This window comes from Pseudomonas sp. NPDC087804 (assembly GCF_044742965.1).
Classification (GTDB): domain Bacteria; phylum Pseudomonadota; class Gammaproteobacteria; order Pseudomonadales; family Pseudomonadaceae; genus Aquipseudomonas; species Aquipseudomonas rustica.
Map to the genome: position 1 here is coordinate 1,439,094 of NZ_JBIUVN010000001.1, position 25,734 is coordinate 1,464,827.

At 59.6% G+C, this 25,734-nt stretch carries 25 protein-coding genes; 15 read left to right on the top strand and 10 right to left on the bottom strand.

Features of this window, described 5'->3' with window-relative positions:
* Window positions 1–28: 28 nt before the first annotated feature.
* On the bottom strand, window positions 29–925 hold the full coding sequence (locus tag ACIOMO_RS06330) for a LysR substrate-binding domain-containing protein (RefSeq protein WP_400647734.1): 897 nt from the start codon (window positions 923–925) through the stop codon (window positions 29–31).
* A gap of 267 nt (window positions 926–1,192) precedes the next feature.
* Here ACIOMO_RS06330 and ACIOMO_RS06335 point away from each other — a divergent pair, with 267 nt between their 5' ends.
* Genes ACIOMO_RS06335 through ACIOMO_RS06345 form a run of 3 tightly spaced genes read left to right on the top strand, consistent with a single transcriptional unit; the run spans window position 1,193 to window position 3,774 of the window.
* Complete coding sequence (locus tag ACIOMO_RS06335; RefSeq protein WP_401239087.1) at window positions 1,193–1,891, top strand: CoA transferase subunit A; 699 nt, start codon at window positions 1,193–1,195, stop codon at window positions 1,889–1,891.
* Between the two features lie 24 nt (window positions 1,892–1,915).
* Entirely contained in the window at window positions 1,916–2,581 is a 666-nt protein-coding gene (locus tag ACIOMO_RS06340) for a CoA transferase subunit B (protein WP_008082425.1), read from the top strand.
* A gap of 11 nt (window positions 2,582–2,592) precedes the next feature.
* Window positions 2,593–3,774: an acetyl-CoA C-acetyltransferase gene (locus tag ACIOMO_RS06345; protein WP_401239090.1), complete on the top strand. Its 1,182-nt coding sequence runs from the start codon at window positions 2,593–2,595 to the stop codon at window positions 3,772–3,774.
* 224 nt (window positions 3,775–3,998) lie between these two features.
* Here ACIOMO_RS06345 and ACIOMO_RS06350 read toward each other — a convergent pair whose 3' ends face one another.
* Both ACIOMO_RS06350 and ACIOMO_RS06355 read right to left on the bottom strand, forming a co-directional pair.
* The gene (locus ACIOMO_RS06350; RefSeq protein WP_282358544.1) at window positions 3,999–5,318 is read right to left on the bottom strand and encodes an Nramp family divalent metal transporter; all 1,320 of its coding nucleotides are present in this window, start codon (window positions 5,316–5,318) and stop codon (window positions 3,999–4,001) included.
* Window positions 5,319–5,430: 112 nt separating this feature from the next.
* Complete coding sequence (locus ACIOMO_RS06355; RefSeq protein ID WP_401239093.1) at window positions 5,431–5,967, bottom strand: chalcone isomerase family protein; 537 nt, start codon at window positions 5,965–5,967, stop codon at window positions 5,431–5,433.
* A 147-nt stretch (window positions 5,968–6,114) separates the two neighbouring features.
* Between ACIOMO_RS06355 and ACIOMO_RS06360 the strand changes: the two genes are divergently transcribed.
* Window positions 6,115–6,897 carry a hypothetical protein gene (locus ACIOMO_RS06360; protein ID WP_401239095.1) on the top strand — a complete coding sequence of 261 codons (783 nt, stop codon included), beginning with the start codon at window positions 6,115–6,117 and terminating at the stop codon, window positions 6,895–6,897.
* Window positions 6,898–7,111: 214 nt separating this feature from the next.
* Window positions 7,112–7,675, top strand: a complete 564-nt coding sequence (locus ACIOMO_RS06365; protein WP_053119253.1) for a hypothetical protein — start codon at window positions 7,112–7,114, stop codon at window positions 7,673–7,675.
* Here ACIOMO_RS06365 and ACIOMO_RS06370 read toward each other — a convergent pair.
* The 4 genes from ACIOMO_RS06370 to ACIOMO_RS06385 form a co-directional block, all read right to left on the bottom strand.
* The gene (locus ACIOMO_RS06370; protein WP_401239098.1) at window positions 7,665–8,381 is read right to left on the bottom strand and encodes an alpha/beta hydrolase; all 717 of its coding nucleotides are present in this window, start codon (window positions 8,379–8,381) and stop codon (window positions 7,665–7,667) included. The two genes, ACIOMO_RS06365 and ACIOMO_RS06370, sit on opposite strands and share 11 nt — an antisense overlap.
* Before the next feature lie 181 nt (window positions 8,382–8,562).
* On the bottom strand, window positions 8,563–9,675 hold the full coding sequence (locus ACIOMO_RS06375; RefSeq protein ID WP_401239101.1) for a succinylglutamate desuccinylase/aspartoacylase family protein: 1,113 nt from the start codon (window positions 9,673–9,675) through the stop codon (window positions 8,563–8,565).
* Between the two features lie 182 nt (window positions 9,676–9,857).
* Window positions 9,858–10,637, bottom strand: a complete 780-nt coding sequence (locus ACIOMO_RS06380; RefSeq protein ID WP_053119245.1) for an ABC transporter substrate-binding protein — start codon at window positions 10,635–10,637, stop codon at window positions 9,858–9,860.
* A gap of 341 nt (window positions 10,638–10,978) precedes the next feature.
* The gene (locus ACIOMO_RS06385; RefSeq protein WP_401239105.1) at window positions 10,979–11,407 is read right to left on the bottom strand and encodes a rhodanese-like domain-containing protein; all 429 of its coding nucleotides are present in this window, start codon (window positions 11,405–11,407) and stop codon (window positions 10,979–10,981) included.
* Between the two features lie 101 nt (window positions 11,408–11,508).
* Between ACIOMO_RS06385 and ftrA the strand changes: the two genes are divergently transcribed.
* Window positions 11,509–12,483: a transcriptional regulator FtrA gene (gene ftrA / locus ACIOMO_RS06390; RefSeq protein WP_401239107.1), complete on the top strand. Its 975-nt coding sequence runs from the start codon at window positions 11,509–11,511 to the stop codon at window positions 12,481–12,483.
* A 110-nt stretch (window positions 12,484–12,593) separates the two neighbouring features.
* On the opposite strand, the gene cobF is transcribed toward ftrA, so the two are convergent.
* Entirely contained in the window at window positions 12,594–13,349 is a 756-nt protein-coding gene (cobF, locus tag ACIOMO_RS06395; protein WP_053119239.1) for a precorrin-6A synthase (deacetylating), read from the bottom strand.
* Window positions 13,349–13,918: a histidine phosphatase family protein gene (locus tag ACIOMO_RS06400; protein ID WP_401239110.1), complete on the bottom strand. Its 570-nt coding sequence runs from the start codon at window positions 13,916–13,918 to the stop codon at window positions 13,349–13,351. Before ACIOMO_RS06400 ends, cobF begins: the two co-directional genes overlap by 1 nt.
* 329 nt (window positions 13,919–14,247) lie before the next feature.
* Between ACIOMO_RS06400 and ACIOMO_RS06405 the strand changes: the two genes are divergently transcribed.
* From ACIOMO_RS06405 to ACIOMO_RS06440, 8 genes are all read left to right on the top strand, one after another.
* A complete protein-coding gene (locus ACIOMO_RS06405; protein WP_159812478.1) occupies window positions 14,248–15,102 on the top strand; it encodes a MurR/RpiR family transcriptional regulator in 855 nt (284 codons plus the stop codon).
* Window positions 15,103–15,104: 2 nt separating this feature from the next.
* Complete coding sequence (locus tag ACIOMO_RS06410; protein ID WP_401239112.1) at window positions 15,105–15,749, top strand: isochorismatase family cysteine hydrolase; 645 nt, start codon at window positions 15,105–15,107, stop codon at window positions 15,747–15,749.
* A complete protein-coding gene (locus ACIOMO_RS06415; RefSeq protein WP_401239114.1) occupies window positions 15,746–17,077 on the top strand; it encodes a glutamine synthetase in 1,332 nt (443 codons plus the stop codon). The genes ACIOMO_RS06410 and ACIOMO_RS06415 overlap by 4 nt, the downstream gene beginning before the upstream one ends.
* Window positions 17,061–17,813, top strand: a complete 753-nt coding sequence (locus ACIOMO_RS06420) for an N-formylglutamate amidohydrolase (protein ID WP_401239116.1) — start codon at window positions 17,061–17,063, stop codon at window positions 17,811–17,813. Before ACIOMO_RS06415 ends, ACIOMO_RS06420 begins: the two co-directional genes overlap by 17 nt.
* Window positions 17,814–17,892: 79 nt before the next feature.
* Complete coding sequence (locus ACIOMO_RS06425; RefSeq protein WP_159812482.1) at window positions 17,893–19,242, top strand: APC family permease; 1,350 nt, start codon at window positions 17,893–17,895, stop codon at window positions 19,240–19,242.
* Between the two features lie 118 nt (window positions 19,243–19,360).
* Window positions 19,361–20,377 carry an arginine N-succinyltransferase gene (locus tag ACIOMO_RS06430; RefSeq protein ID WP_401239118.1) on the top strand — a complete coding sequence of 339 codons (1,017 nt, stop codon included), beginning with the start codon at window positions 19,361–19,363 and terminating at the stop codon, window positions 20,375–20,377.
* Window positions 20,378–20,411: 34 nt separating this feature from the next.
* Window positions 20,412–21,446, top strand: coding sequence for an arginine N-succinyltransferase (gene astA / locus ACIOMO_RS06435; RefSeq protein WP_053119223.1), 1,035 nt, complete (start codon window positions 20,412–20,414; stop codon window positions 21,444–21,446).
* Window positions 21,447–21,881: 435 nt separating this feature from the next.
* Entirely contained in the window at window positions 21,882–22,751 is an 870-nt protein-coding gene (locus ACIOMO_RS06440; RefSeq protein ID WP_053119221.1) for an oxaloacetate decarboxylase, read from the top strand.
* A 170-nt stretch (window positions 22,752–22,921) separates the two neighbouring features.
* On the opposite strand, the gene ACIOMO_RS06445 is transcribed toward ACIOMO_RS06440, so the two are convergent.
* Entirely contained in the window at window positions 22,922–23,995 is a 1,074-nt protein-coding gene (locus ACIOMO_RS06445; RefSeq protein ID WP_053119219.1) for a diguanylate cyclase, read from the bottom strand.
* 272 nt (window positions 23,996–24,267) lie between these two features.
* Here ACIOMO_RS06445 and ACIOMO_RS06450 point away from each other — a divergent pair, with 272 nt between their 5' ends.
* Window positions 24,268–25,722, top strand: a complete 1,455-nt coding sequence (locus ACIOMO_RS06450) for a flavin-containing monooxygenase (protein ID WP_401239122.1) — start codon at window positions 24,268–24,270, stop codon at window positions 25,720–25,722.
* Window positions 25,723–25,734 lie beyond the last annotated feature (12 nt).

Genomic DNA, 25,734 nt, shown 5'->3' on the forward strand with positions numbered 1-25,734 from the left:
GGCTCACTCCTACAGGGAGTTGGGGCGATCAGGGAGACAGGCGCGCCGCGAGGTTTTCCTGTTGGAGAATATCGAACAATGCCTGCGCCGCCGCCGAGCGTTCATTCCCCGGTTCCGTCAGCACACCAATCGCCCGCTCCACTGAATCAATCAACGTCAGGCAATGCGCACCCAATTCCTGCATCTGCTCGGCACACAACGCCGGCACCGCGCTCACTCCCAACCCACTGGCCACCATGCGGCCCACCGTCGCCAGTTGATGACTCTCAAACTCCACCGGCAATTTCATCCCGCGCGCCTGCAAGTGTTCTTCAAGCATCACCCGCACCGTCGACGGCCGTTGCAAGGTAATGAACGGCTCCTGCAACAACGTCTGCCAGTCAATCTCGGTACGCCCGGCCAGCGGCGAATCCTTCGGTACTACGGCGACGAAGCGATCCATATACAGCGGCGTGAAGGTCATCGAGGTGTTCTGCATCGGCTCGAACGCCACGCCCAACTCGACCTGACGATCGCGCACCATTTCCAGCACTTGCTCGTTGATCACGTCGTTGACCGTGACGTTGACGTTCGGATAGCGCGCACGAAAGGTCTTGAGGATCGGCGGCAGCAAGTTGCCGGCAAACGACGGCATCGCCGCCAGCGTCACGCGCCCGCGTTGCAGGCTGAAGCGCTGGCGCATTTCGTCTTCGGCGTTGTCCCAGTCGGCGATCAGCCGTCGCGCCAGTGGCAGCAGCGATTCACCCTCCGGGGTCAGCGCGACGTTGCGTGTGTTGCGGCTGAACAGGCGCCCGCCCAAACCTTCTTCCAAAGCTTTGATGGTCAGGCTCAACGCCGATTGCGACAGGTGCAGCCGCTCGCAAGCCACGGCGAAACTGAGGCTCTGCGCCACGGCGAGAAAGGCGCGGATCTGCTTAATGGTCATAATAAAACCTCTGAGCATGAAACCCGATGCATGATCGTTCCCTCGCTCCGCGTGGGAATGCAGCCCCGTAACGCTCTGCGTCACTGGACGCGGAGCGTCCATGGAGGCGCTACCACGCGGAGCGTGGGAACGATCAGCCATAAGGTGGTGATTATTGAGCTTTATCAATCAATCAACCTTAAAAATCAACTTAACAAATATATCCCCCAGCGCGACACTCCAACCATTCGGCTAGCCAGCCGCCCGCAAATAATAAAAGAGGTGCATATGGCAGGTTTCGACAAGCGCGTGAGTTCTTACGAGGAAGCCCTGACCGGGCTTGAGGACGGCATGACCGTCATCGCCGGCGGCTTTGGTCTGTGCGGCATTCCGGAAAACCTGATCGCCGAGATCAAACGCAAGGGCACCCGCGACCTCACCGTCGTTTCCAACAACTGCGGCGTCGACGGTTTCGGCCTCGGCGTGCTGCTCACCGATCGCCAGATCAGCAAAGTGATCGCCTCCTACGTCGGCGAAAACAAGCTGTTCGAAGAGCAACTGCTCAAAGGCGAAATCGAAGTCATCCTGACCCCGCAAGGCACCCTCGCTGAAAAAATGCGCGCGGGCGGTGCCGGCATTCCGGCCTTCTTCACCGCCACCGGCGTCGGCACTCCAGTTGCCGATGGCAAGGAAGTGCGTGAATTCAAGGGCCGCAAGTACCTGATGGAAGAATCCATCACCGGCGACTTCGCCATCGTCAAAGGCTGGAAAGCCGACCATTTCGGTAACGTCGTTTACCGTCACACCGCGCAGAACTTCAACCCGCTGGCCGCGACCGCCGGCAAGATCACCGTGGTTGAAGTCGAAGAAATCGTCGAACCCGGCGAGCTGGATCCGACGCAGATTCACACCCCGGGCATCTACGTCGATCGGGTCATTTGCGGCACGTTCGAAAAACGCATCGAACAGCGCACCATCCGCAAATAATTCAGGCTGACGGAGAATAACAACATGGCACTTTCCCGCGAACAAATGGCTCAGCGCGTCGCCCGCGAAATGCAGGACGGCTTCTACGTGAACCTCGGCATCGGCATTCCGACCCTGGTCGCCAACTACATTCCTGAAGGCATGGAAGTCATGCTGCAATCGGAAAACGGCCTGCTCGGCATGGGCCCGTTTCCGACTGAAGAAACCATCGATGCCGACATGATCAACGCCGGCAAACAGACCGTGACGGCACGCATCGGCGCGTCGATTTTCAACTCCGCCGAATCCTTCGCGATGATCCGCGGTGGCCACGTCGACCTGACCGTGCTCGGCGCGTTCGAAGTCGACGTCGAGGGCAACATCGCTTCGTGGATGATCCCCGGCAAACTGGTCAAGGGCATGGGCGGCGCGATGGATCTGGTGGCGGGCGCCGACAACATCATCGTGATCATGACCCACGCATCGAAAGATGGTGAGTCCAAGCTGCTGTCCAAATGCAGCCTGCCGCTGACCGGCGCTGGTTGCATCAAGCGTGTGCTGACCGACCTCGCCTACCTGGAAATCGAAAATGGCGCTTTTGTCCTCAAGGAACGCGCACCTGGCGTCAGCGTCGAGGAAATCGTCGCCAAAACCGCTGGTAAACTGATCGTCCCGGATCACGTACCGGAAATGCAGTTCGCTGCCGAGTGAGGAATTCGAAAATGCAAGACGTCGTCATTGTTGCCGCCACGCGTACCGCGATCGGCAGTTTCCAGGGTGCCCTGGCCAGCGTTTCTGCGGTGGATCTGGGCGCGGCGGTGATCCGCCAGTTGCTCGAACAAACCGGTCTGGACGGTGCGCAGGTTGATGAAGTAATCATGGGCCAGGTGTTGACCGCCGGCGCAGGTCAAAACCCCGCGCGTCAGTCGGCGATCAAGGCTGGCCTGCCACACGCGGTACCGGCGCTGACCCTGAACAAAGTCTGTGGCTCGGGCCTCAAGGCCCTGCACCTCGGCGCGCAATCAATCCGTTGCGGCGACGCGGACGTGATCATCGCCGGCGGCCAGGAAAACATGAGCCTGTCCAACTATGTAATGCCGGGCGCCCGCACCGGTCTGCGCATGGGCCACGCGCAAATCGTCGACACCATGATCAGCGATGGTCTGTGGGATGCGTTCAACGATTACCACATGGGCATCACTGCCGAAAACCTCGTCGACAAATACGAAATCAGCCGTGAGCAGCAAGACGCCTTTGCTGCCGCGTCCCAGCAGAAAGCTGCCGCCGCCATTGAGGCCGGTCGCTTTGTCGATGAAATCACCCCGATCCTGATTCCACAGCGCAAAGGCGATCCGCTGGCATTCAAGGTCGACGAGCAGCCACGCGGCGACACCACCGCTGAATCGCTGGCGAAACTGCGTCCGGCGTTCAAAAAGGACGGCAGTGTCACCGCCGGCAACGCTTCGTCGCTGAACGATGGTGCTGCCGCTGTGATCCTGATGAGCGCGGAAAAAGCCAAAGCCTTGGGTTTGCCAGTACTGGCGAAAATCGCTGCTTACGCCAACGCCGGCGTTGACCCGGCGATCATGGGCATCGGCCCGGTATCGGCGACTCGCCGCTGCCTGGACAAGGCTGGCTGGAACATCGACCAGCTCGACCTGATCGAGGCCAACGAAGCCTTCGCTGCACAATCGCTGGCGGTGGCCAAGGATCTGCAATGGGATCTGAGCAAGGTCAACGTCAACGGCGGCGCCATTGCGCTGGGCCACCCGATCGGCGCATCGGGCTGCCGTGTACTGGTGACGCTGCTGCATGAAATGATCAAGCGTGATGCGAAGAAGGGTCTGGCGACCTTGTGCATTGGCGGCGGTCAAGGCGTGGCATTGGCGCTGGAACGCGCGTAAGCAAGAGTTCAACGGCAGGCGGCGGATCCACGACATCCGTTGGTTGCTGGCAACAAAAACCCGGTGCAGCGTTGGTTGCACCGGGTCTTTTTTTGTCTGTTCGAAATGTTTGTTGAATGTTTTGACGCCATCGCGAGCAGGCTCACTCCTACAAGGGATTTGTGAACCCGATCCTGTAGGAGTGAGCCTGCTCGCGATGGGGCCAGCCCTGACACCACAAAACCTCAGCCAGCCAATTGCAAGATCAACCAGGCATTCGCGCCACTGATCACCACAAACAACCCCCACGCCAACACCCTTGTCGGCCACCGATTCACAAACGGCCCCATCAGCTGTTTGTCATTGGTCATGCGAATCAGCGGATACAGCGCAAACGGCAGCTGCAAACTCAACACCACCTGACTCATCACCAGCAGTTTCCCCACCGCGTTATCGCCCATCAACCACACGCCAATAAACGCCGGAATCAGCGCCAGCCCGCGCGTGATCAAGCGCCGCTGCCAGCACGGAATCCGCAGATTGAGATAACCCTCCATGATCACCTGCCCGGCGATGGTGCCGGTAAAGGTCGAACTCTGCCCCGACGCCAGCAGCGCCACGCCGAATAACACGCTGGCCAGCGCGCCACCGACCAGCGGGTCGAGCAAGTGATAGGCGTCTTGAATGTCGACCACGTCGGTGTGCCCGGACTGGTGAAACGCCGCTGCCGCGAGAATCAGAATCGCCGCGTTGACCAGCAACGCCAGCGCCAGCGAACCGATGGTGTCGATGCGCGCCAGTTTCACCGCGTCCTGCTTGCTCGCCAGATCCTTGCCGATCATCCGGGTCTGCACGATGGAGGTATGCAGGTAAAGGTTATGCGGCATCACCGTTGCACCGAGAATGCCGATCGCCAGGTACAAAGGCGCAGCGTCGCTGATCGCCGACAGCGACGGTTTGAAGCCTTGGAAAACGTCAGGCCAGTACGGTTTGATCAGCACCAGTTCAACGAAGAAACACACACCGATAGTCGCGACCAGCACCAGCATGATCGCTTCCAGTCGGCGAAATCCACGGTTCTGCAGGGCCAGCACCAGCAGCGTGTCGAACGCGGTCAGGGCAATGCCGAAGGTCAGCGAACAACCGAGCAACAGGTGAAACGCCAGTGCGCATCCGAGCACTTCGGCGAGGTCGGTGGCGATGATAGAAATCTCCGCCAATATCCACTGCAAGCGTGCGGTCGGCGTGCTGTAGCGTTCGCGGGACAATTGCGCCAGATCGCGGCCGGTGGCGATGCCCAGCCGCGAACACAAACATTGCACAACCATGCCCGCCAGACTCGCCAGCAACACCACGAACAACAGGCTGTAGCCGAAGCGCGAACCGGCTTCGATCGCAGTCGCCCAGTTGCCCGGATCCATGTAGCCGATCGACACCAATAGACCGGGGCCGGCGAAACGCAGTACGCGTTTGAAGAAGGGGGCGTTGGGGTCGACCGCGACACTGCCGGCCACTTCCGGCGGGCAAAACGGCGCGGTGGCGATTTTGGGCACACTGAATTTCACGCACACATCCAGAAACAAGTCGGAAAGACGCAGCTTAGACGTTTCAGCGGTTACGTTGAAGATCAAAAGATCGCACCTGTAGGAGCTGCCGCAGGCTGCGATCTTTTGATCTTCATCGACCCACGCCCAACAACTGCTCGCGCAATTCGGGACTGCGCGTGCGCGGATCCAGCCAGATGTCGAAAAACGCCCGGGCGAACTGCGGATCATCGATCTCATGCTGCAACTGTTGCCCGACAAAAAACCGTGCGCCCTGCCCCGGCAGATAAACGCCGGTAATACGCGTACCGGCCTGCACATCGACGAAGGATTGCTGCATCTGAATTTGCCAACCGGCCAGCTGTGCAGGGCTGACGCTGGGCCCTCCGAGGCGTTTGATTTCGTCGACACTGGCCTTGACCAGATCATCGCGAGAAATGGTGCGGCGGTAGATCAGTTCCAGCGCGAAGGGCTGACCGTCCGCCAGCGGTCGCGCGGCACTCCACAATCGCGCGTTGTAGACATCGAAACCGAACACACTGAAATCACCGGTGCCGATGATTTGCGCACCGGGCACGGCGTCCTGCCAATTGGCCCAGGTCGGCGTGAGCAACAAGGCCCACAAGCCTATGCCGCAGCATCCACGTAACACCTTCGGTGTTCTGTTCATCGCGGCATCGACTCCGGCAAGCCCTGATGATCAGAGCATAGTCGGCTATCCGCCCAAGCACTTTGTATACAATTTTTGTACAACGATGCAGCAATCCGCGTTCGTCGATGCTAACGTGAGCGTCTCTCACTCGACGGAGCCACCTGCGTGCTGATCCTCAAACTGCTGCTGATTCCCGGTTTTCTCTTGCTGATCTCGCTGGCCGGCAAGCGTTGGGGGCCGAGCGTGGCCGGGTGGCTGTCGGGGTTGCCGGTGGTGGTCGGGCCGATTCTGTTTTTCCTCGCCATCGAACAGGGGCCGCAATTTGCCGCACATTCGGCGGTGGCGGCGTTGTCGGCGATGTTCGCGATGATCGCTTTCTGCATTACCTATGCGCAGGTCGCGCAACGGGCGAACTGGCCGTGGGCGCTGGCGATATCGATGACGGTCTGGGCTGTGTTGGCGCTGGTGCTGTCGCTGATTCCACCGTCGCTGCCGTTTTCGGTGGCGGCGGCGGCGGTTGCCCTGCTCGCCTCGCCTTATCTGTTTCCGGATGTGCAACCAGTGCTGAAGGGTACGGCGCCAAAGTCAGACAAATTGATCTGGCGGATGATTGCTGGCGCGGCGTTGACGCTGGTGGTGACGATGCTTGCCAGCACCGTCGGTGAACGCTGGAGCGGTTTGCTCGCGGTGTTCCCGGTGCTCGGCAGTGTGATGGCGGTATTTTCCCAGCAGACGCGCGGGTCGGCGTTTACAGCGGCATTGCTGCGCGCGACGGCGACGGGGATGTATTCGTTTTCGGCGTTTTGTCTGGTGTCGGCGCTGACGTTGCCGAGCATGGGGCTGAGTGGGTTTGCCGTGGGTGTCGCCGTATCGGTGGCGATGCTTGGAGTCACCCGCAAGCTGCTGGCAAAACCTCCTTCCTCTAAAACGCCCCAACCTCAAAGTTGAAACCGTCCCCTGTGGTGAGGGGATTTATCCCCGTTCGGCTGCGCAACAGTCGTAAAAAAGATGGGCGCGCTGCGCACGCCAGCGGGGATAAATCCCCTCGCCACAAGGTGCATACCCGACCTCAGGAGGCGGGTTCAGACGAGCCGGGCTGGAGTGCCAGGCCTCTGCATGGGATGATCGCCCGCCTAAGCGCGACCATCCCTTGGAGATTCGAATGTCACTGTTGAGCAAAAAAGCCGTTGTCCTTTTACTCGCGGCAGTCGCCGGCCTCGGCGCCATCAACGCTCAAGCGGCCAAGGCCAAAGAAACCGCCAGCGCCGAGAAAGTCTCGATGCTCGACGGCAAGTTCACCTTCGTCCTGCCCAAAGGCTTCGTGGCCGACCCGTTGCCGACCAGCCCGACGGGCGCCAAGGGCACGATGTACACCAACCAGACGACGAAAACCGTGGTCATCGCCGCCGAAAACCTGATTCCCGAAGGCAACAACGTCAAGGACAACGACAGCGCGTTCCTCGACGGCACCGTGTCGGACTTCATCGACGCTCAGCGTAAGGCGCTGCCGGACTTCAACAAGCTCAGCGAGAAAAGTCTGACGCAGAAAGGCACCGGCCTTGGCCTGCGCCAGGTCGACAGCACCGCCACTCAGGGCGGCGGCCAGACCCTCAACACTACGTTGATGGCCGGCTCCGGCACGCACATGGCGCTGGTTCAGGTGATTTCCCGGGTCAGCGACAAGGCCGGCCACGACAAGCTGATCAAAACCATCCTCAAGGATTGAGCTGCTGCAACCAGCCGTTCAGATCCCGCAGTTCGGCCGCACTGATGCTGTGGCCAACGCCGGGATAGGCGTGAAATTGTGGTTTGTAGTCGAGCTTCTCCAGCATGGCTTTGGCTTCGGTGCCGTCGTGGTACGGCACTCGATCATCGGCAGTACCGTGGCCGATGAAGATGCTCAGCGGCAGCGGCTGTTGTTCGGCCTTCAGCTCGGTTTTTAACACCGGCAACAAGCGCCCGCTCAACGCGGCGATACCGCCAACAGCTGCCGGCGGTCGCAAGCCCACTTCGTAGGTCATCATCGCGCCCTGACTGAAACCGATCAGGTACACCTTGTCCGGGGTGGTGTGATATTTCTTCGCCGCTTGCGCGACAAAATCCCGCAGTTTCTGGCCGCTGACCTTCAGATCATCGGTCTCGCCGTTGTAGGCACCTTCGCCTTTCTTGCGAAACCATTGATAACGTCCTTCGCCCAACGACAACGGAGCCTGCACTGACAGGTAGTTGTACTGCGCTGGCAATTGGAACTTCATGCCGATCAAATCGGCTTCGTTACTGCCGTAACCGTGCAGGAAAATCACCAGCGGACGCGGCTCGGCGTCAGCGTGAACCTGTTCGATGTACTTGAGCGGCAGATCGGATTGCAGCGAGGTTTGTGCCTGAACGGCGGTGGACGCCAGCAGGGTCAACAGAGCAAACGCCTTCAACATAGAGCCTTCCTTCACAGAGTGTCGGGTTCGGGGGGGAGCCTAACATTCCTCGGTGAGGATCCAAATGCAGTAGTGTTGCTGATGGCGCCTTCGCGAGCAGGCTCACTCCTACAGGGGGGACGCATTCCAAATGTAGGAGTGAGCCTGCTCGCGATGAGGCCAGAAGATTTACCGATGACCTTCAGTCGTTAGTCAGCTTCCCGGTACGAAACGCTACCCGCCCCGCCACTTTCGCCTGCCAGATCCCAGGCTCCGTATAACGCCCGCGATCAATCGCAAACAACACGCCACTGGTGCCGGCGCATACGGTGGTCACGCGATCCTGCAACGGATCCACCACCTCAAACAGCGCATCGCCCTTCTCCACCCATTCACCCGCATTGCGCAGGAAACTCACCACACCGTGATGCGGCGCGAACAGGTATTCGGTGCCTTCAAACGGCAGGCCTTCGCAACACTCGCTCGGCGCGGCCGGCCATTCGCCGCTGATGAAACCCTGCTCGGCAAGGAAACCCAGAATCGCCTCGCAATTGGCTTGGGCTTGGTCGACGCGAGTGTCGCCCATGCTGCCCAGCTCCAGCGTGGTCGCGAGGTTCGCAGCGGGAATCGCCGCATCCGGGAAGGCCCGGGCCAAACGCAGCCAAGGTGTCGAACAGGATTCGTCGAAAGAGCTGCCGCCGGAGTCCTCACACAACAACGCCACCCCCGCCTTCAACCGTGCGGCCAACGATTGCCACTGCGGCCAGTGTTGCGGCAATGCATATAGGTGAATCGCAGCATCAAAATCACAATGCAGATCGAGGGTGATGTCGGCATCGCAAGCGTGACGCAGCAGCAAGCGATGCATCGCTTCCAGTTGCGAAGCCGGGGCTGGCAGCTCATCGAACACCTGAAGCATCGTCTGACGGATCAGCGCGACGTTGGCCTCGGCATTGGCGCCAAGACGCTCGCCGATCATCGCCGCGACCGGCGCGCTCAGTTCAACGAACGCGCGGTTGAAATTCTTGCCGCTGCCCAGTTCGAAGCGGCCCATGTGCGCGCCTTGCAGATGCTGATCGAGCCCGATCGGGTTGGCCACCGGCACCAGCTCGATTACGCCTTGCAGGCGACCTTGCTGTTCAAGTTCATTGAGGCGTTGCTTGAGTTCCCACGCGGTGCGCATGCCCGGCAGTTCATCGGCGTGCAGGCTGGCCTGGATGTACACCTTGCGCGTGCCTGCGCCGTAGCGAAACACGCTGAGGGAGCGCTCGCTGCCCAAGTGGCTCCAGGGCAGAACATGATCGATGCGTTGCATAGGAAAACTCCGATGTTTCTGTAGGAGCTGCCGCAGGCTGCGATCTTTTGATACTCAAAAACAAGATCAAAAGATCGCAGCCTGCGGCAGCTCCTACATTAGAAATGTGTGGTGCAGGATAAATCATGGGCGCAAAAAAAGTGGCCACCGCGCAAACGGGGCCACTTTTTTCTTACGGCGTATTAATGACCGTAAACATCAAAGTCGAAGTACTTGTCCTGGACTTTCTTGTACTCGCCATTGGCGCGGATTTCGGTGATGGCTTTGTTGAATTGCTCAGCCAGGGCGGTATCGCCCTTGCGCACGGCAATGCCAGCGCCGCCGCCGAAGTACTTGGCGTCTTCGTAGGTCGGGCCAACGAATTCAAAACCTTTGCCGGCGTCGGTTTTCAGGAAACCGTCGCTGAGGTTGACCGAGTCGGCCAGCATCGCGTCAAGACGACCAGAAACGATGTCGAGGTTGGCTTCCTGCTGCGAGCCGTAACGCACCAGGTCGATCCCGGCTGGCACCAGCACTTCAGTGGCGTAACGGTCATGGGTGCTGGCACGCAGCACGCCGACTTTCTTGCCTTTGAGCTCAGTTAGAGGGTCTTTGACACCGGAGCCTTCCTTCATCACGAAGCGGGCCGGGGTGTGGTAGTACTTGATGGTGAAATCGACGTTCTTCTTGCGGTCGTCGGTGATGGTCATCGACGACAGAATCGCGTCAATCTTCTTCACTTTCAGCGCCGGGATCAGGCCATCGAACTCTTGCTCAACCCAGGTACATTTGACTTTCATCTGCGCGCACAGCGCATCGCCGATGTCCACGTCGAAACCGGTGAGTTTGCCGTCAGGGGTTTTCATCGAGAATGGCGGGTAACCGGCTTCGATACCGATGCGGATCGGTTTGGCGTCTTCGGCCACAGCGGTCAGGGACAACATCGACAGTGCCAGGGCACCGAACATCACTAGCTTCTTCATTTATAACTCCTGTGTGCGGAGGCTTTTATTGGCAGCTTTCGATTCAGCGTTCGGTCATGGCCAATTAGCAGCAAAAACCGAAGAGGCCGGCAGTCTATGGCGGCGCGCACAGGGTAAATTGTGTTTAAGCGACAAATACTTACAGAAGATCGGCGAGTCGATTGACCGAGGTCAAAGGCTGCGCGGTCGTGGTGCGGAGGCTGTAGGACAAGTCCTTTTTCAGAGCAGAAATCTCACAAATTCCCGTGTAGGAGCTGCCGCAGGCTGCGATCTTTTGATCTGGTTTTTTTAGAAGCAGGATCAAAAGATCGCAGCCTTCGGCAGCTCCTACACTGGATGATTCAGCAGGCGCAGTTGATGGGGGTGTTGGCGGGGTGCGCCACGCTTAGTGCAAACCCTTCATCCAGCCAACCCGTCACGCCGCCGATCATTTCTTTGACCGGATAACCCAACGCCGCCAGTTTCACTGCGGCTTTGTTGGCGCCGTTGCAATGCGGGCCGGCGCAATACACCACAAACAATGTGTTGCCCGGGTAGCCCGCCAAACCCTGAGCCGTCAGCAGCCGTGTCGGAATGTTGATCGCGCCCGGCACATGCCCGCGCTCAAAGGCCAGCGGCCCGCGCACATCGACCAGCACAAAATCGATCTCCCCCGCCTCCTGGCTGCTGAACACGTCGGAACAATCGGTTTCGAAGGTCAGACGGTTGCTGAAATGCATCAAGGCAATCGCCGACGGTGCGGCAGGAATGTCGCGAACCAGGCTGGTCATGGGTATTGCTCCTACGTCTGATGGGGTGTGAACAGACTTTATCGAGCCGGCGCGAATCGCTACAGTGGCGCACAAGACACTCACCGGGAATTTTCCGCCAAATGCCTACATCACCAGGACTGGTCGCGATTCTGGCCTACGACGGCCTCTGTACCTTCGAGTTCGGCATCGCCGTGGAGATTTTCGGACTGGCGCGGCCGGAGTTCGATTTCCCGTGGTACGAACACGCGATTGCCGCCGTCGATCAAGGCCCGATGCGTGCGATGGGCGGGATTCAAGTGCTGGCCGATGGTGGCCTGGAACTGCTCGCCGAGGCGCGCACCATCATCATTCCCGGTTGGCGCGACGGCAATGCAGCGGTGCCGCCGGCCCTGATCGAGGCGTTGCGTCAGGCTCACGCACGCGGTGCGCGACTGCTGTCGATCTGCTCTGGCGTGTTTGTGCTGGCGGCCACTGGCTTGCTCGATGGCCATGGCGCCACCACGCATTGGCGCTACACCACGGAACTGGCGCAGCGCTTTCCGGCGATCGACGTCGACCCGGATGTGCTTTACGTCGACTCCGGCCAGTTGATCACCTCGGCCGGCAGCGCGGCGGGGATTGATGCCTGCCTGCATCTGGTGGCGCGGGACTTTGGCACTCAGGTCGCCAACTCGGTCGCAAGAAGACTGGTGATGTCGCCGCAGCGCACCGGCGGACAGGCGCAATTCATTCCAACGCCGGTCAGCGCGACGCCGCGCAATGATTTGTCACGGGTGATGCAATGGGCGCGCGAGCGTTTGCATGAGCCGCTGGAAGTGCGTGATCTGGCCAGCGAGGCGGCGATGAGTGAGCGCACGTTTCTGCGGCGTTTTACCGAGGCCAGTGGGCAGTCGCCGAAGGCATGGTTGCAGCATGAACGGGTGGCGCGGGCGCGGGAGTTGCTTGAGAGTACGCCGCACAATACCGATCAGATTGCGTTGCGTTGCGGGTATCGCTCGGTGGAGAGCTTTCGGGTGGCGTTTCGCAGCGTGGTCGGGGTGCCGCCGTCGGTGTATCGGGAGCGGTTTGGGCGTGGGGTCAATGCCAGTTCTTGAGGTGTTTTTGAATATGCCTTCGCGGGCAAGCCTTGCTCCTACAAGGATCACCGCGATCCCTTGTAGGAGCAAGGCTTGCCCGCGAAGAGGCCCGCCCGACCAGCGAAGACCTAAGGCTTGCGCAACAAATAGGTATCCATAATCCACCCATGCTCAGCCCGCGCCGCCTTGCGCACGCGCTCTATCTCGTCAGCCACTTCCCCCAACTTGCCGCTGATCAAAATTTCATCCGGCGTGCCCAGGTAGGCGCCCCAGTAAATCTGCGTCTGCGGATCCGCCACATGATGGTAGGAATCTTCCGCATCAAGCATCACCACCAGACTGTCAGTGTCACTCACCTTCCCCGCCGCCAAACGCCGGCCGGTGGTGATTTCGATGGAGCGCCCGATGGTGTTCAACGGCACTTTGTGCTGCGCCGCCAGCGCCTGAACGCTGGTGATCCCCGGAATTACCTCAAACTCGAACTCGCAGCGGCCCTCGGCCAGAATCGACTGCAAAATACGCACGGTGCTGTCGTACAACGCCGGGTCGCCCCAGACGAGGAAACCGCCACATTGGCCGTCGGATAATTCTTCGTTGATCATCCGCTCGAAGGTCTGCTGCTTGGCCTGGTTCAAATCCACCACTGCCGAGGTGTAATCGACGTCGCCGCGCTCGCGTTCCGGGCAATGCGCTTCGGCGAAGCGGTAGTCGGGATCGGTGATATAGCGATCGCAGATCTCCCGGCGCAGGTCGATCAGCTTGTCCTTGCTCTGGCCCTTGTCCATCAGGAAGAACACGTCGACCTGATTCAGCGCTTTCACCGCTTGCATGGTGATGTAGTCGGGATTGCCGGCGCCGATGCCGATGACCAATAGTTGTTTCATCAAAATCTTTCCTCAAGATCGATACCCGGCAAACGCAAACGCCAGATACCGTTAAATCGTAATTCGACCGCCGCCAGCGGTTCGACATCTATCGCGTTGAAGGCTGCGCCCTGCACCACCTGCATCAGCGCCGCGCGCACGATGTAGGGGTGAGTCACCGCGACGATATGGCCAGGCGTCACTTTCAATTCGTCCAGCCATTTCGCCACGCGCTCAGAGACCTTAACCACCGATTCGCCGCCATGCGGTGCGGCACTCGGGTCTGCCAGCCAGGCTTGCAGCGCTTCGCCTTCCTTATGTTGCAGCTCCTTGATCGACTGACCGTGCCAGCGACCCCAATCGCAATCGCGCAATGCCTCGTCGATCTGCGCGTTTGCGCCAAACCACGCAGCGGTCTGCTGTGTGCGTAATTCCGGCCCGCACAGAATACGGGACGCCGTGGCATATCGATCAGCCAGCAAGTCGGACGCCGCCAGCGGATTTTCAACAGGCTCGTTTGTAGGAAAACACGCCAATTTCTGTGCGACGGTTCGAGCATGGCAAATCAGAGTCAACCGGGTGGTTTGCACAGGGGATCACTCACTCGAAGGGTCTGAAATGGACTAATGCAATCTTCGCGGGCGGCAATTGTGCCGTAAACAGGGGCTTAGCGGGCAACTCGCTGTTCAGGAAGTGACGATCCGCGTCAGCAAATATCGGTAATGTCTGACACAACAATGGGCAATGGACTACAAGCTCAGTCGACCACCGCGTAGACCCTGTTACACGGGCGTTTCGTGCCTGTTTCACAGCTTGGCCAACCCACGAAAAATTCGCTAGACATGTAACCTCAGTTACATAAATACTGTTTTGGCGAATTGTGAAGCAAATTCGACAAACCCATCCAGCAGGAGCCCGGATGCCCCCTCTCAGAGACCTGATCACCGATCCCGGCCTGGATCTTACGCCGTCGGAGCGCAAAGTCGTTCGCGCCTTGCTCGATCAGTACCCGCGCAATGGTCTGGGGCCGATGGCACGTCTGGCCGATCATGCCGGCGTCAGTGATCCGACCATCGTCCGTCTGGTGAAAAAACTCGGGTTTGGCAGTTACGCCGAATTCCAGGACGCCCTTCTCAGCGACATGGATCATCGCCTGCGCTCACCGCGCACGCTGTTGCAGCCTCGCGCACAGCAAAACAAGGACGACGCCTGGAGCCATTACCTGGCCGACAGCCATCGATTGCTGGTCGAAACCCAATCGCTGACCCAACCCGAAGACGTGCGCATCCTGACCGACTGGCTGCTCGACGCGCGGCATCAGGTGTATTGCTTTGGCGGCCGTTTCAGCAGCCTGATGGCGACTTACCTGCTCAATCACTTGCGTCTGCTGCGCCCCGGCTGCTTTGCGCTGGAAGACAACGCGCAATTGCCCGACAGGCTGTTCGACCTGCAACGTCAGGACGTCGTCCTGCTGTTCGACTATCGCCGCTATCAGACGCAAGCGCTGCGCGTGGCCACCGCTGCGAAAACCAACAACGCGCGGGTGGTGCTGTTCACCGACATTTATGCCTCGCCGCTGCGCGAACTGGCCGACTTGATCATCAGCGCCCCGGTCGAATCAGCCTCGCCGTTCGACACCATGGTGCCGGCGCTGGCCCAAGTCGAGGCGCTGATCGCCTGCCTGACCCTGCGCACTGACAACCTCGCCGATCGCCTGGACGGCATCGACGCCTTGCGCAACGACTTCGCCACCCACTTGCTGGAGGATAAATAAGGATGTTCAGCCTTCCCCACCGCTCGCCGCGGGACTTGCCGTTTGTCACCGACCACACCGCGCTGTTGCTGGTGGACATGCAGCGTGCCTGGCTCGAACCGCAGTTCGATCCGCACCTCAACGATCCGGACGCCGAGTACTTCCTGACCCGAACGCATATGCAGGTGGTGCCCAATCAACGCCGCTTGCTCAGTGCCTTTCGCGAAGCGCGGCAGAACGTGCTGCACACTATTATCGAAAGCCTCACCGCCGATGGTCGCGACCGTTCGCTCGACCACAAACTTTCGGACATGCACCTGCCCAAGGGCAGCGTGCAGGCGCGGATCATTGAAGACCTGACGCCGGTAGAAAACGAAATCGTTCTGCCGAAAACTTCGTCCGGCGTGTTCAACTCGACCAACATCGACTACGTGCTGCGCAACCTCGAAACCCGCCACCTGATCATCGCCGGCATCGTCACCGATCAATGCGTCGACATGGCCGTGCGCGATGCTGCCGATCGCGGTTATCTGGTCACGCTGGTCGAAGACGCCTGCGCCACTTACAGCGCCGAACGGCACAACGCCTGCCTGAACGCGATCAAAGGTTATTGCTGGATCACCGACACCCAAACCGTGCTCGGCCGGTTGCAGGAGATGCAGCCATGAGTGCGCGCCTGACGCCGCTGCCGATGACCACCATCGTCACCACTGACTTGATCGGCATCACCCGTGGCCGCTCGTTTCCCACCGATGAGCTTGAGCATTATCAAGCGGCGGGTTGCGGCTGGGTGCCGGCCAACAGTGCGTTGACGCCACAGGACGTTATCGCCTCGACCAATCCATGGGGCGCTTATGGCGACTTGCGGCTGATCCCGGATCTGAGCAGCCGCGTCACCGTCAGCAATGGCCCGGACGCGAATGCGCCAGCGCTGGACTTCATTCACGGTGATATCCGCGAAACCGATGGTCGCCCGTGGGGCGCCTGCCCACGCACGCTGCTGCGTGATGAAATCGAACGTTATCGCGATGAGTTAGGCTTGCAGGTCAACGCCGCGTTTGAACACGAATTCAACCTGCATGCCGGTTTCGCCGAACACTTGGCGTTCTCCCTCGAAGCCCAGCGTCAGGGGGCTGAATTCGGTGGCTGGTTACTCAGCGCCCTGCGTGCTGGCGGCGTCGAGCCGGAAATGTTCCTGCCCGAATACGGCAAGCATCAATACGAAATCACCTGCCGTCCGACGCTCGGCGTAGCGGCCGCAGACCGCGCGGTGAACGTGCGCGAGATCACCCGGGAGATCGCCCGGCAAATGGGCCTCGACCTGAGTTTCGCGCCGAAAACTGCAGCGGAAGCGGTGTGCAACGGTGTGCATCTGCATGTCAGCCTGCTCGATCTGGGCGGCCAGCCGATGCTGTACGACGCTGGTACAAGCAACGGTCTGTCGAGCATCGGTCAGCATTGGGCCGCAGGAATCCTGCACTACTTGCCAGCGCTGTGTGCGTTCACCGCGCCAACGCCGGTTTCGTATGAGCGTTTGCAGCCACATCACTGGAGCGCGTCCTATGCCTGCCTCGGCCAGCAAAATCGGGAAGCGGCGTTGCGCATCTGCCCGACCGTGACTCTCGGCGGCAAATCCGTGGCCCACCAGTTCAACCTCGAATTCCGCGCCATGGACGCCACTGCCTCGCCGCATCTGGCCATGGCCGCCTTGTTGATCGCCGGACGTTTGGGCATCGAACAGCGTCTGGCGCTGAACGCGATCACCGATGAAATTCCCGATTCACTCAACGACGAGCAACGCAAGGCTCGGGGCATTGTCGCCCTGCCCGCCTCGCTGGCCCAGGCACTGGATTGCCTGCGCAACAGTGCAGCCTTCAACGAATGGCTGCCCAAGCCGTTACTCGACACATACCACGCCCTTAAAACCGAGGAACTGGCGCTGACGGAACAGCTCTCGCCCGCTGACCTGTGTGAGCACTATGCACGCCTGTACTGAATCCGCCGAGCTGGGGTTGTTTACCCGACCGGTCTACAACCTGAGCCGCGCCGACTCGACGCATCCTTTGATTCTGGTGTGCGAGCACGCCAGCCGCTACATCCCCGAGGCCCTGAATAATCTAGGCCTGGACGATGCCGCCGCACGTGAACACATCGCCTGGGACATTGGTGCGCTGCAACTGGCCGAGCAATTGTCGGAACAACTGGGCGCAACGCTGTTGAGCGCAAACTATTCACGGTTGCTGATCGACCTGAATCGCCCACGCCATGCGCCGGACAGCATTCCGGCACAGAGCGAGATTTATCAGATTCCGGGTAACCGCGAGCTCGACGAAGCCACGCGCGAATACCGACGTCAGACGCTGTTCAAGCCGTTTCATGCGCGTTTGCAGACGCTGATCGATGAACGCGTTGCACAGGGTCAACCGGTGCGCGTGGTGGGGATCCACAGTTTCACCCCGGTGTATTACGGCCAGCCACGACCACTGGAAATTGGCGTGCTGTTCGGTCAAGCAAAGGAGTACGCGCAACGTCTGCTCGATGGCCTCGGCGAACATCCGCTGAAAGTCGCGGGCAATCAGCCGTACAAGATTGATCCACTGGGTGACATGACCGTGCCCGTACACGGCGATGCGCGGGGCCTGGATTCGGTGCTGATCGAGGTGCGCAACGATTTGCTGCGCAGCCCCGAAGCCGTATCGCGCTGGGCCGGATACCTCACGCCATTGCTGTAACGAAAGACCGCTGAAGCTGCAAACGATGGACCGACATAACAACTAAAACGACCGATTGGCTGACAAGGAGTTGCGCTTCATGGAAATTGAAGAATTCGGCTACAAGCAAGAGTTGAAACGGAGCCTGACGCTCACCGACCTGGTGGTGTACGGGATGATCTTCATGATCCCCATCGCCCCGTTCGGCGTGTATGGCTACGTTAACGCCGAGGCACCGGGGATGGTGCCGCTGGCGTACATCATTGGCATGGTGGCAATGCTGTTCACCGCGCTGAGCTACGGCAGTATGGCCAAGGCTTTTCCGATTGCCGGCTCGGTGTATTCCTACGCGCAACGCGGCCTCAATCAACACGTCGGCTTCATCGCTGGCTGGCTGATGCTGCTCGACTATCTACTGATTCCACCGCTGCTGTATGTGTACGCGGCGATGGCGCTCAATCATTTGTATCCGGACATTCCGAAAGTCGGCTTCATTCTGGCGTTCCTGGTCAGCGCGACTTTCGTCAACCTGCGCGGCATCACTTTCACGGCGCGGATGAACATCATTTTTCTGCTGGCACAGTTGGTCGTGCTGGGCATTTTCCTGTTCTACGCGTGGACGGCCCTGCACAACGGTGGCGGTAACGGCGAGCTGACCCTGGCGCCGCTGTACAACCCGGAAACCTTCAACTTCGCCCTGCTGATGCAAGCGGTATCGATTGCCGTGCTGTCGTTCCTCGGCTTCGACGCGATCTCGACGCTCGCCGAGGAAATCAAAGGTGATCCGGGCAAAAGCGTCGGCAAAGCCGCACTGATCACGCTGATCGTGATGGGGGTGATTTTCGTCGCGCAAACCTGGATTGCCACCGATCTGGCAGCCGGCATGGGCTTCAAATCCGCCGACACCGCCTTCTATGAAATCGCCGAAATCGCCGCTGGCAGTTGGCTGGCAACCGTCACCGGCGTAGCGACTGCATTGGCGTGGGGCGTTGCTGTGGCGATCACCTCGCAAGCCGCCGTGTCGCGTCTGCTGTTTGGCATGGCCCGCGACGGCAAACTGCCGAAAGTGCTGGCCAAGGTGCACCCGAAACACAACACGCCGTACTTGAGTATCTATCTCGTGGCCGTGCTGTCGCTGCTGATCTGCTACCTGTTCATCAATTCGGTCGACACCCTGACCTCGCTGGTCAACTTCGGCGCACTCAGCGGTTTCATGCTGCTGCACCTGACGGTGATCAACTACTACTGGCGTCGGCAGAAATCCGGCCAGGTTATCCGCCACCTGATCTGCCCGGTGATCGGCTTCATCATCGTCGCGGCCATCATGTACAACATGGGCGTCGATGCACAAAAACTCGGCCTGATCTGGATCGCGCTGGGGCTGGTGTACCTGTTCTTTCTCAACAAGCTCGGCGCCAGCACCGCACTGCCCGATCCGAGCAATGGCTGACATAAAAAAGGGCGGCGTCTGACAACAAATCAGGCGACCGCTGATTTCGCGCGTGGAAACCGACAGTGATAGTCAGGTTCGGCGAATTCGCCGAATCTTTTGATACAGGAGTACATCCATGCTGGTCTTACGCCCAGTCGAGATAACCGACCTGCCTCAGTTGCAACAATTGGCCCGCGACAGTCTGGTGGGCGTGACCTCCCTGCCGGATGACAGCGAACGGTTGCGCGAGAAAATCGCCGCGTCCTGTGCGTCGTTCGAGCGCGATGCGAGCGCGCACGGCCCGGAGAATTACTTTTTCGTGCTCGAAGATATGGATAACCGGCGCCTCGTCGGTTGCTCCGAGATTGTCTCGACGGCGGGTTTTGATGAACCGTTCTACAGCCTGCGCAACCGCCACTTCACCAGTGCCTCGCGCGAGTTGAACATCGAACACGGCGTGCCGGCGTTATCGCTGTGCCACGACCTCAACGATCACACCCTGCTGCGCGGTTTCCACATCGACGCGGCGCTGGAGCGCACGCCATTTTCTGAATTGCTCTCCCGAGCGCGGCTGCTGTTTATCGCCGCTCATTCGCAACGTTTTGCCGAGGCAGTGATTACCGAAATTGTCGGTTACAGCGATGCGGACGGCAACTCGCCATTCTGGGATGCACTGGGCAAGCACTTCTTCGACTTGCCCTACGTTGAAGCCGAACGCCTGTGCGGGTTGCAGAGCCGGCGCTTTCTCGCCGAACTGATGCCGCAATACCCGATTTACGTGCCGATGCTGCCGTTGGCGGCACAGGAATGTATCGGTCGCGTCCACCCGGACGGTCAGGAAGCCTTCGACATTCTTCAGCGCGAAGGCTTCGAAACCAACAGCTACATCGACCTGTTCGACGCTGGTCCGACGCTGTATGCACGCACCGCGAACATCCGTTCGATCACCCATAGCCAGACCGCTCAAGTCCATTCGCAACCACAGATCGATGCGCGTGGCCGTTATCTGCTGAGCAATGACGCGCTGCACGGTTACCGCGCGATTGTCGCCGAACTGGATTATCAGCCAGGGCAACCACTGGCCCTCACCCCGGCCCTGTGCGCCGCATTGAACGTGAGCGAAGGCAGCCCGATCCGGTTGATTGCCCTGTGAACCGCCCGAACAGGCGCGTAAAAGGAGTTACCGCATGATTGTCCGTCCGGTCAAAGTCAGCGACCTTCCTGCGTTGATGACGCTGGTTCAACAGGCCGGCCCGGGGTTCACCACCCTGCCGGCCAACGAAGATCGCCTGGCGCACCGGGTGCGCTGGGCGCAACGTGCGTTCACCGAACAGGTGGAACGCGCCGACGCCGACTATCTGTTCGTGCTCGAAGACGATGACCAGCGGGTGATCGGCGTCAGCGCGATGTCGGGCGCGGTCGGTTTGCGCGAGCCCTGGTACAACTATCGCGTTGGTTTGACTGTGAGTTCGGCACCGGATCTGGGGATTCAGCGGCAGATTCCGACGCTGTTCCTCAACAACGAACTGACCGGGCAATCGGAGCTGTGTTCGCTGTTCCTGCGCCATGATCAGCGCACCGGCAGCAATGGACGATTGTTGTCGTTGGGGCGTTTGCTGTTCGTCGCCGAGTTTCCGCATCTGTTTGGTGAAAGGATGATCGCCGAACTACGCGGCAGCGCTGATGAGCAGGGTTGTTCGCCGTTCTGGGACAGTCTGGGGCGACACTTTTTTCAGATGGATTTCACCCATGCCGATCACTTGTCCGGACTGGGCAACAAATCCTTCATCGCCGAACTGATGCCGCGTCAGCCGCTGTACACCTGCCTGCTCACCGAACAGGCGCAGGCTGCAATCGGTCAGGCGCACCCGAATACCGAGCCGGCGCTGAAGATTCTTCAAGCCGAAGGATTTGCGCACAAAGGTTACATCGACATTTTTGACGGCGGCCCGGTGATAGAGGCGCCGATCCGCAACATCCGCACCGTGCGCGACAGCCTGGAACTGACCTTGAGCCTTGGCACGCCAGATGAGCAGGCGCCGTTGTGGCTGATCCACAACCGTCGTCTGGAAAACTGCCGCATCACCGTCGCCCGTGGTCGCCGCGTCGGCAGCAGCCTGGTGGTTGATCGCCTGACGGCGCAACGTTTGCAACTGCAACCGGGCAATTCGGTACGCGCGGTGATGCTGCCGAATCAACAGCAGCAGGCTGTGGCTGCTTAACCCCTCACTGCTTTCGAGTGGGTATGAAGATCACCTGTCCCCAGGAGATCCCTGTGGCGAGGGGATTTAGCGAAACGTCGCACCGCCCCGCTGGGCTGCGAAGCGGCCCCAAAACCAGCCACCTCTTTTCCCCTGATGTACCGCATTTACCGGATTTTGCGACTGCTTCGCAGCCGATCGGGGCGGTGCGACGTTTCGCTAAATCCCCTCGCCACAGTTATCTCCACTCCTCAAAAATCTCCTCACTTCAGAAATTGCCTGAGCACAGACAAATCCCCTCCCAACAGGTGATACCTTTCAGCAAACAGTCCTTCGCCAACCCTGCCCGCGCAAATTCGTCATGATCCTTGACCCATTCGCGTGATAGCCTTTTAAACCTTCGGCGTTGACACATTTGCTCAAGCCTTTCCATTTCTTTGTATTGGTGGAACTCGTATGTCCAGGCTTTCTCATCAAGATTTGCGCCGTAACTTCCGTCAGTTGCTGGCCTCCGACACTTGCTACCACACAGCATCGGTGTTCGACCCGATGTCGGCCCGCATCGCCGCTGACTTGGGTTTTGAAGTGGGGATTCTCGGTGGTTCCGTGGCCTCGTTGCAGGTGCTCGGTGCCCCTGACTTTGCCCTGATCACCCTCAGCGAGTTCGCCGAACAGGCCACCCGTATCGGCCGCGTTGCGCAATTGCCGGTAATCGCCGACGCCGACCACGGCTACGGCAACGCCCTCAACGTGATGCGCACCATCGTTGAACTGGAACGCGCCGGCGTCGCCGCCCTGACCATCGAAGACACCTTGCTGCCCGCGCAATTCGGCCGCAAATCCACCGACCTGATCACCGTCGCCGAAGGCGTCGGCAAGATTCGCGCGGCACTGGAAGCCCGGGTCGACACGGAAATGGCGATCATCGCGCGCACCAACGCCGGCATCCTGCCCAACCAGGAAATCATCAGCCGCACCAAGCAATACCAAGCGGCGGGCGCCGACGGCATCTGCATGGTTGGCATTCAAGACTTCGATCAACTGGAACAGATCGCCGAACACCTGACTGTGCCGCTGATGCTGGTCACCTACGGCAACCCGGCGCTGCGCGACGACAAGCGTCTGGCCGAGCTCGGCGTGCGCGTGACCATCGACGGTCATGGCGCGTACTTTGCGGCGATCAAAGCGACGTACGACAGCCTGCGCGAACAGCGGCAGATTTTCACTCAGGCATCGGATCTGAGCGCGACCGAATTGACGCACACCTATACCCAGCCTGAGGAATACATCCTGTGGGCTAAGGAATACATGAGTGTCAAAGAGTAAAGCGCTGGGTCGGCTGGCCCCTTCGCGAGCAAGCTCGCTCCCACATTGCAACGCGGTCAACTGTGGGAGCGGGCTTGCTCGCGAAGGCGGCGTGTCAGGCACTATTTGAGCGTCTGACCCACCGCATTCGCGAGCAAGCCCGCTCCCACAAGGGTAATGCGCTGCAGCTATCAGACCGAATCAAGCAACTCGTGTCGCGGTTTGCTATCGCAATTGCAGATCACCCGATTGCGCCCGCCCGCCTTCGCTTCATACAGCGCCTGATCGGCATCATTGAGCCAACGGGTCGCATCGGCATGCGCGGGGTCGTACGCTGCCAGACCAATACTCAAACTGACCTTCAGCGCCGGATTCTGCTCATAAACCATCGTGGCAAAACGCTCGCGCAACGCCTCCATTGCCTGCGCGGCATTGAACAGCGGCAAGTCCGGAAGAATCACACAGAACTCATCACCCCCATAACGCCCGGCGACATCAGTGGAGCGCAGGTTCTGCTTGAGCATTTTGCTCAACTGCCGCAACACAATATCCCCCGCCACATGGCCGTAGGTGTCGTTGATCGACTTGAAATGATCGATATCGATCAAGGCAATCGCCGCGCCCTGAGTTTGCCGCTTGCAACGTTGAAACATGCTGTCCAGTTGATCCTTCCAGGCGCCGTGATTGAGCAGCCCGGTGAGGCTGTCGGTGCGGCTCAGGGCCAGCAATTCGCGTTTGTGCTGCCCCAGCGTGTAGGCCTGACGGAAACAGATCCAGCCCAACGCCAGCGGATACAGCATCAGCAGCGGCAAGCAGGCGTAAAGTTGTGTGGGAGAAGTGACCGCAACAAATGCCGGGGCAAACACCACAAGACCAACGCCAACCCCGAGAATCTGCGCCGCCAGGCCCGCCAGCAGAAAACGCACCCCGCCGATGGCGACGTTGTTCATGGCCATCATCGAAACGGTGGTGGCGCTGGGCAGCGGATTGAAATGCATCGCCGCGACCCAAAAGCCGCCGAAAAAGGCATCGATCAATAAATTACGGTGTTCCGCGTGATACGGCGTGGGTGAGCGTCGCGCCCATTGAAACGCCAGATGCGGCCAGACGGCCCCGTTGATCAACATCACCGCCCACACCCAGGCCGACGGATCAAGCGGATACATCGCCACACTGACGCAAACAAGCCCCAGCGCCAGCCCAATGGTGCGCGATGTATAAAGCCTCCTGGCCAATGAAAGTCCTTTTCCCCCGGTGTTTCCCATAAGGGCCTCGATGACTCGACGGAACCTGCGCACAGCATTGAATAGATGTGCTGGGAGTCTATCAGGGCAACGTTAAATAGCCATCACCGGCCAGCGGCCACAAAACGGCAACAACACACTCCCGTAGGAGCTGCGGCACGCTGCGATCTTTTGATCCTGGCTCTGACAATCAAAAGATCGCAGCCTCGTTTCACTCGACAGCTCCTACAGGCCGAATATTTGGCTATACATGAAAGGAGCAAAACGGAAAAACAACTATAAGAAGGAGGCCCATGCGCAGTTATCAAGTGTTGATCATCGGCAGCGGTTTTGGCGGCCAGTGCGCGGCGGTCAATTTGCTCAAGGCCGGGATCGACGATTTTCGCATGCTGGAGCGACGCGATTTTTTCGGCGGCACTTGGTGCCAGAACACCTACCCCGGCGCAGCGGTGGATGTGCCGTCGCCGCTGTATTCCCTGTCGTTTGCACCGTATCGCTGGTCGCAGATGTTTGCCGGGCAAGCGGAATTACAGCGTTACACCGAACACGTGATCGACCAATTCAACCTCCGCGAGCACGTGGAACTGCAGGCCAATGTCGAGCGTGTCGAGTGGGATGAGCTGGAAAAACGCTGGACGGTTTACACCAGCGACAAAGGTATTTACTACGCGCAGTTTCTGATCAACGCCTCTGGCCCGCTGAGCCAACCGGTGATCCCACACTTTGCGGGGCAGGATCGCTTTCAGGGCAAGACATTTCATACAAATAATTGGGATCACGACTACGACTATCGCGGTAAACGCGTCGCCATCATTGGCAGCGGTGCGAGCGCGGCGCAGGTGATTCCGGCGATTGCTCCGGAGGTCGAGCAACTACACGTTTTCCAGCGCACGCCGCACTGGGTATTACCCCGCGCGGATCGCGTTTTCGGGCCGTTTCAACGTTGGCTGCTCGGCCTCACACCCGCCTACAAGCTGCTGAGATGGCTGATCTACTGGCAATTCGAAACCCGGGTCATCGCTTTCAAATACTCGAAACCGGCGATTCATCTGGTGCAGAAGCAAGCTCTCAAGTTTCTCAAACGCCAGGTGCCTGACCCGGCGCTGCGCGAAAAACTCACGCCCGACTTCACCATCGGTTGCAAACGGGTGTTGGTCTCCAGCACCTATTACCCGGCGCTGACTCGCCCCAACGTGACGCTGCACAGCCGCGAACATGGCATCGCCTCAATCGATGAAAGCGGAATCAACACGGTTGATGGCCAGCACATCGACGTGGATCTGATCGTCTGGTCGACCGGTTACGACGCCACCGACGGTGTTATTTCCTACCCCGTCAGCGGCAAAAACTCTGTGCAACTCAGAGATGTCTGGGCCGAATATCCCCGCGCATACCTCGGCACCAGCCTGCCGGACTTTCCCAACCTGTTTATCGTCACTGGGCCGAACACCGGCATTGGCCATACATCGGCGCTGTTCATCATCGAATCGCAGATGAACTACATCATCGACTGCATAAGAACGCTCAAAACCAAAGGTTTGCGCAGCATCGAAGTGCGCCCCGAAGCGGAACGTACCTACACTGAGATGATCCATCGGGAGATGGAGCGCACGGTCTGGAAGTCCGGCGGCTGCCACAGTTGGTATCAAAGCAAGAGCGGTCATGTGATCGCGATGTTTCCCGGCTTCAGTTTCAGCTATTACCGGTTGACCCGGGCGCTGAAACCGGCCGACCACATTCTGTCCTGAACACGTAAAAGG

Coding starts and splice junctions, on each gene's coding strand:
- ACIOMO_RS06335 (WP_401239087.1), top strand. CDS start 1,193: ATGGCAGGTTTCGACAAGCGCGTGAGTTCTTACGAGGAAGCCCTGACC.
- ACIOMO_RS06450 (WP_401239122.1), top strand. CDS start 24,268: ATGCGCAGTTATCAAGTGTTGATCATCGGCAGCGGTTTTGGCGGCCAG.
- ACIOMO_RS06370 (WP_401239098.1), bottom strand. CDS start 8,381: ATGTTGAAGGCGTTTGCTCTGTTGACCCTGCTGGCGTCCACCGCCGTT.
- ACIOMO_RS06440 (WP_053119221.1), top strand. CDS start 21,882: ATGTCCAGGCTTTCTCATCAAGATTTGCGCCGTAACTTCCGTCAGTTG.
- ACIOMO_RS06345 (WP_401239090.1), top strand. CDS start 2,593: ATGCAAGACGTCGTCATTGTTGCCGCCACGCGTACCGCGATCGGCAGT.
- ACIOMO_RS06410 (WP_401239112.1), top strand. CDS start 15,105: ATGTTCAGCCTTCCCCACCGCTCGCCGCGGGACTTGCCGTTTGTCACC.
- ACIOMO_RS06445 (WP_053119219.1), bottom strand. CDS start 23,995: ATGGGAAACACCGGGGGAAAAGGACTTTCATTGGCCAGGAGGCTTTAT.
- ACIOMO_RS06365 (WP_053119253.1), top strand. CDS start 7,112: ATGTCACTGTTGAGCAAAAAAGCCGTTGTCCTTTTACTCGCGGCAGTC.
- ACIOMO_RS06380 (WP_053119245.1), bottom strand. CDS start 10,637: ATGAAGAAGCTAGTGATGTTCGGTGCCCTGGCACTGTCGATGTTGTCC.
- ACIOMO_RS06425 (WP_159812482.1), top strand. CDS start 17,893: ATGGAAATTGAAGAATTCGGCTACAAGCAAGAGTTGAAACGGAGCCTG.
- ACIOMO_RS06375 (WP_401239101.1), bottom strand. CDS start 9,675: ATGCAACGCATCGATCATGTTCTGCCCTGGAGCCACTTGGGCAGCGAG.
- ACIOMO_RS06355 (WP_401239093.1), bottom strand. CDS start 5,967: ATGAACAGAACACCGAAGGTGTTACGTGGATGCTGCGGCATAGGCTTG.
- astA (WP_053119223.1), top strand. CDS start 20,412: ATGATTGTCCGTCCGGTCAAAGTCAGCGACCTTCCTGCGTTGATGACG.
- ACIOMO_RS06415 (WP_401239114.1), top strand. CDS start 15,746: ATGAGTGCGCGCCTGACGCCGCTGCCGATGACCACCATCGTCACCACT.
- ACIOMO_RS06430 (WP_401239118.1), top strand. CDS start 19,361: ATGCTGGTCTTACGCCCAGTCGAGATAACCGACCTGCCTCAGTTGCAA.
- ACIOMO_RS06330 (WP_400647734.1), bottom strand. CDS start 925: ATGACCATTAAGCAGATCCGCGCCTTTCTCGCCGTGGCGCAGAGCCTC.
- ftrA (WP_401239107.1), top strand. CDS start 11,509: ATGCCTACATCACCAGGACTGGTCGCGATTCTGGCCTACGACGGCCTC.
- ACIOMO_RS06340 (WP_008082425.1), top strand. CDS start 1,916: ATGGCACTTTCCCGCGAACAAATGGCTCAGCGCGTCGCCCGCGAAATG.
- ACIOMO_RS06405 (WP_159812478.1), top strand. CDS start 14,248: ATGCCCCCTCTCAGAGACCTGATCACCGATCCCGGCCTGGATCTTACG.
- cobF (WP_053119239.1), bottom strand. CDS start 13,349: ATGAAACAACTATTGGTCATCGGCATCGGCGCCGGCAATCCCGACTAC.
- ACIOMO_RS06420 (WP_401239116.1), top strand. CDS start 17,061: ATGCACGCCTGTACTGAATCCGCCGAGCTGGGGTTGTTTACCCGACCG.
- ACIOMO_RS06385 (WP_401239105.1), bottom strand. CDS start 11,407: ATGACCAGCCTGGTTCGCGACATTCCTGCCGCACCGTCGGCGATTGCC.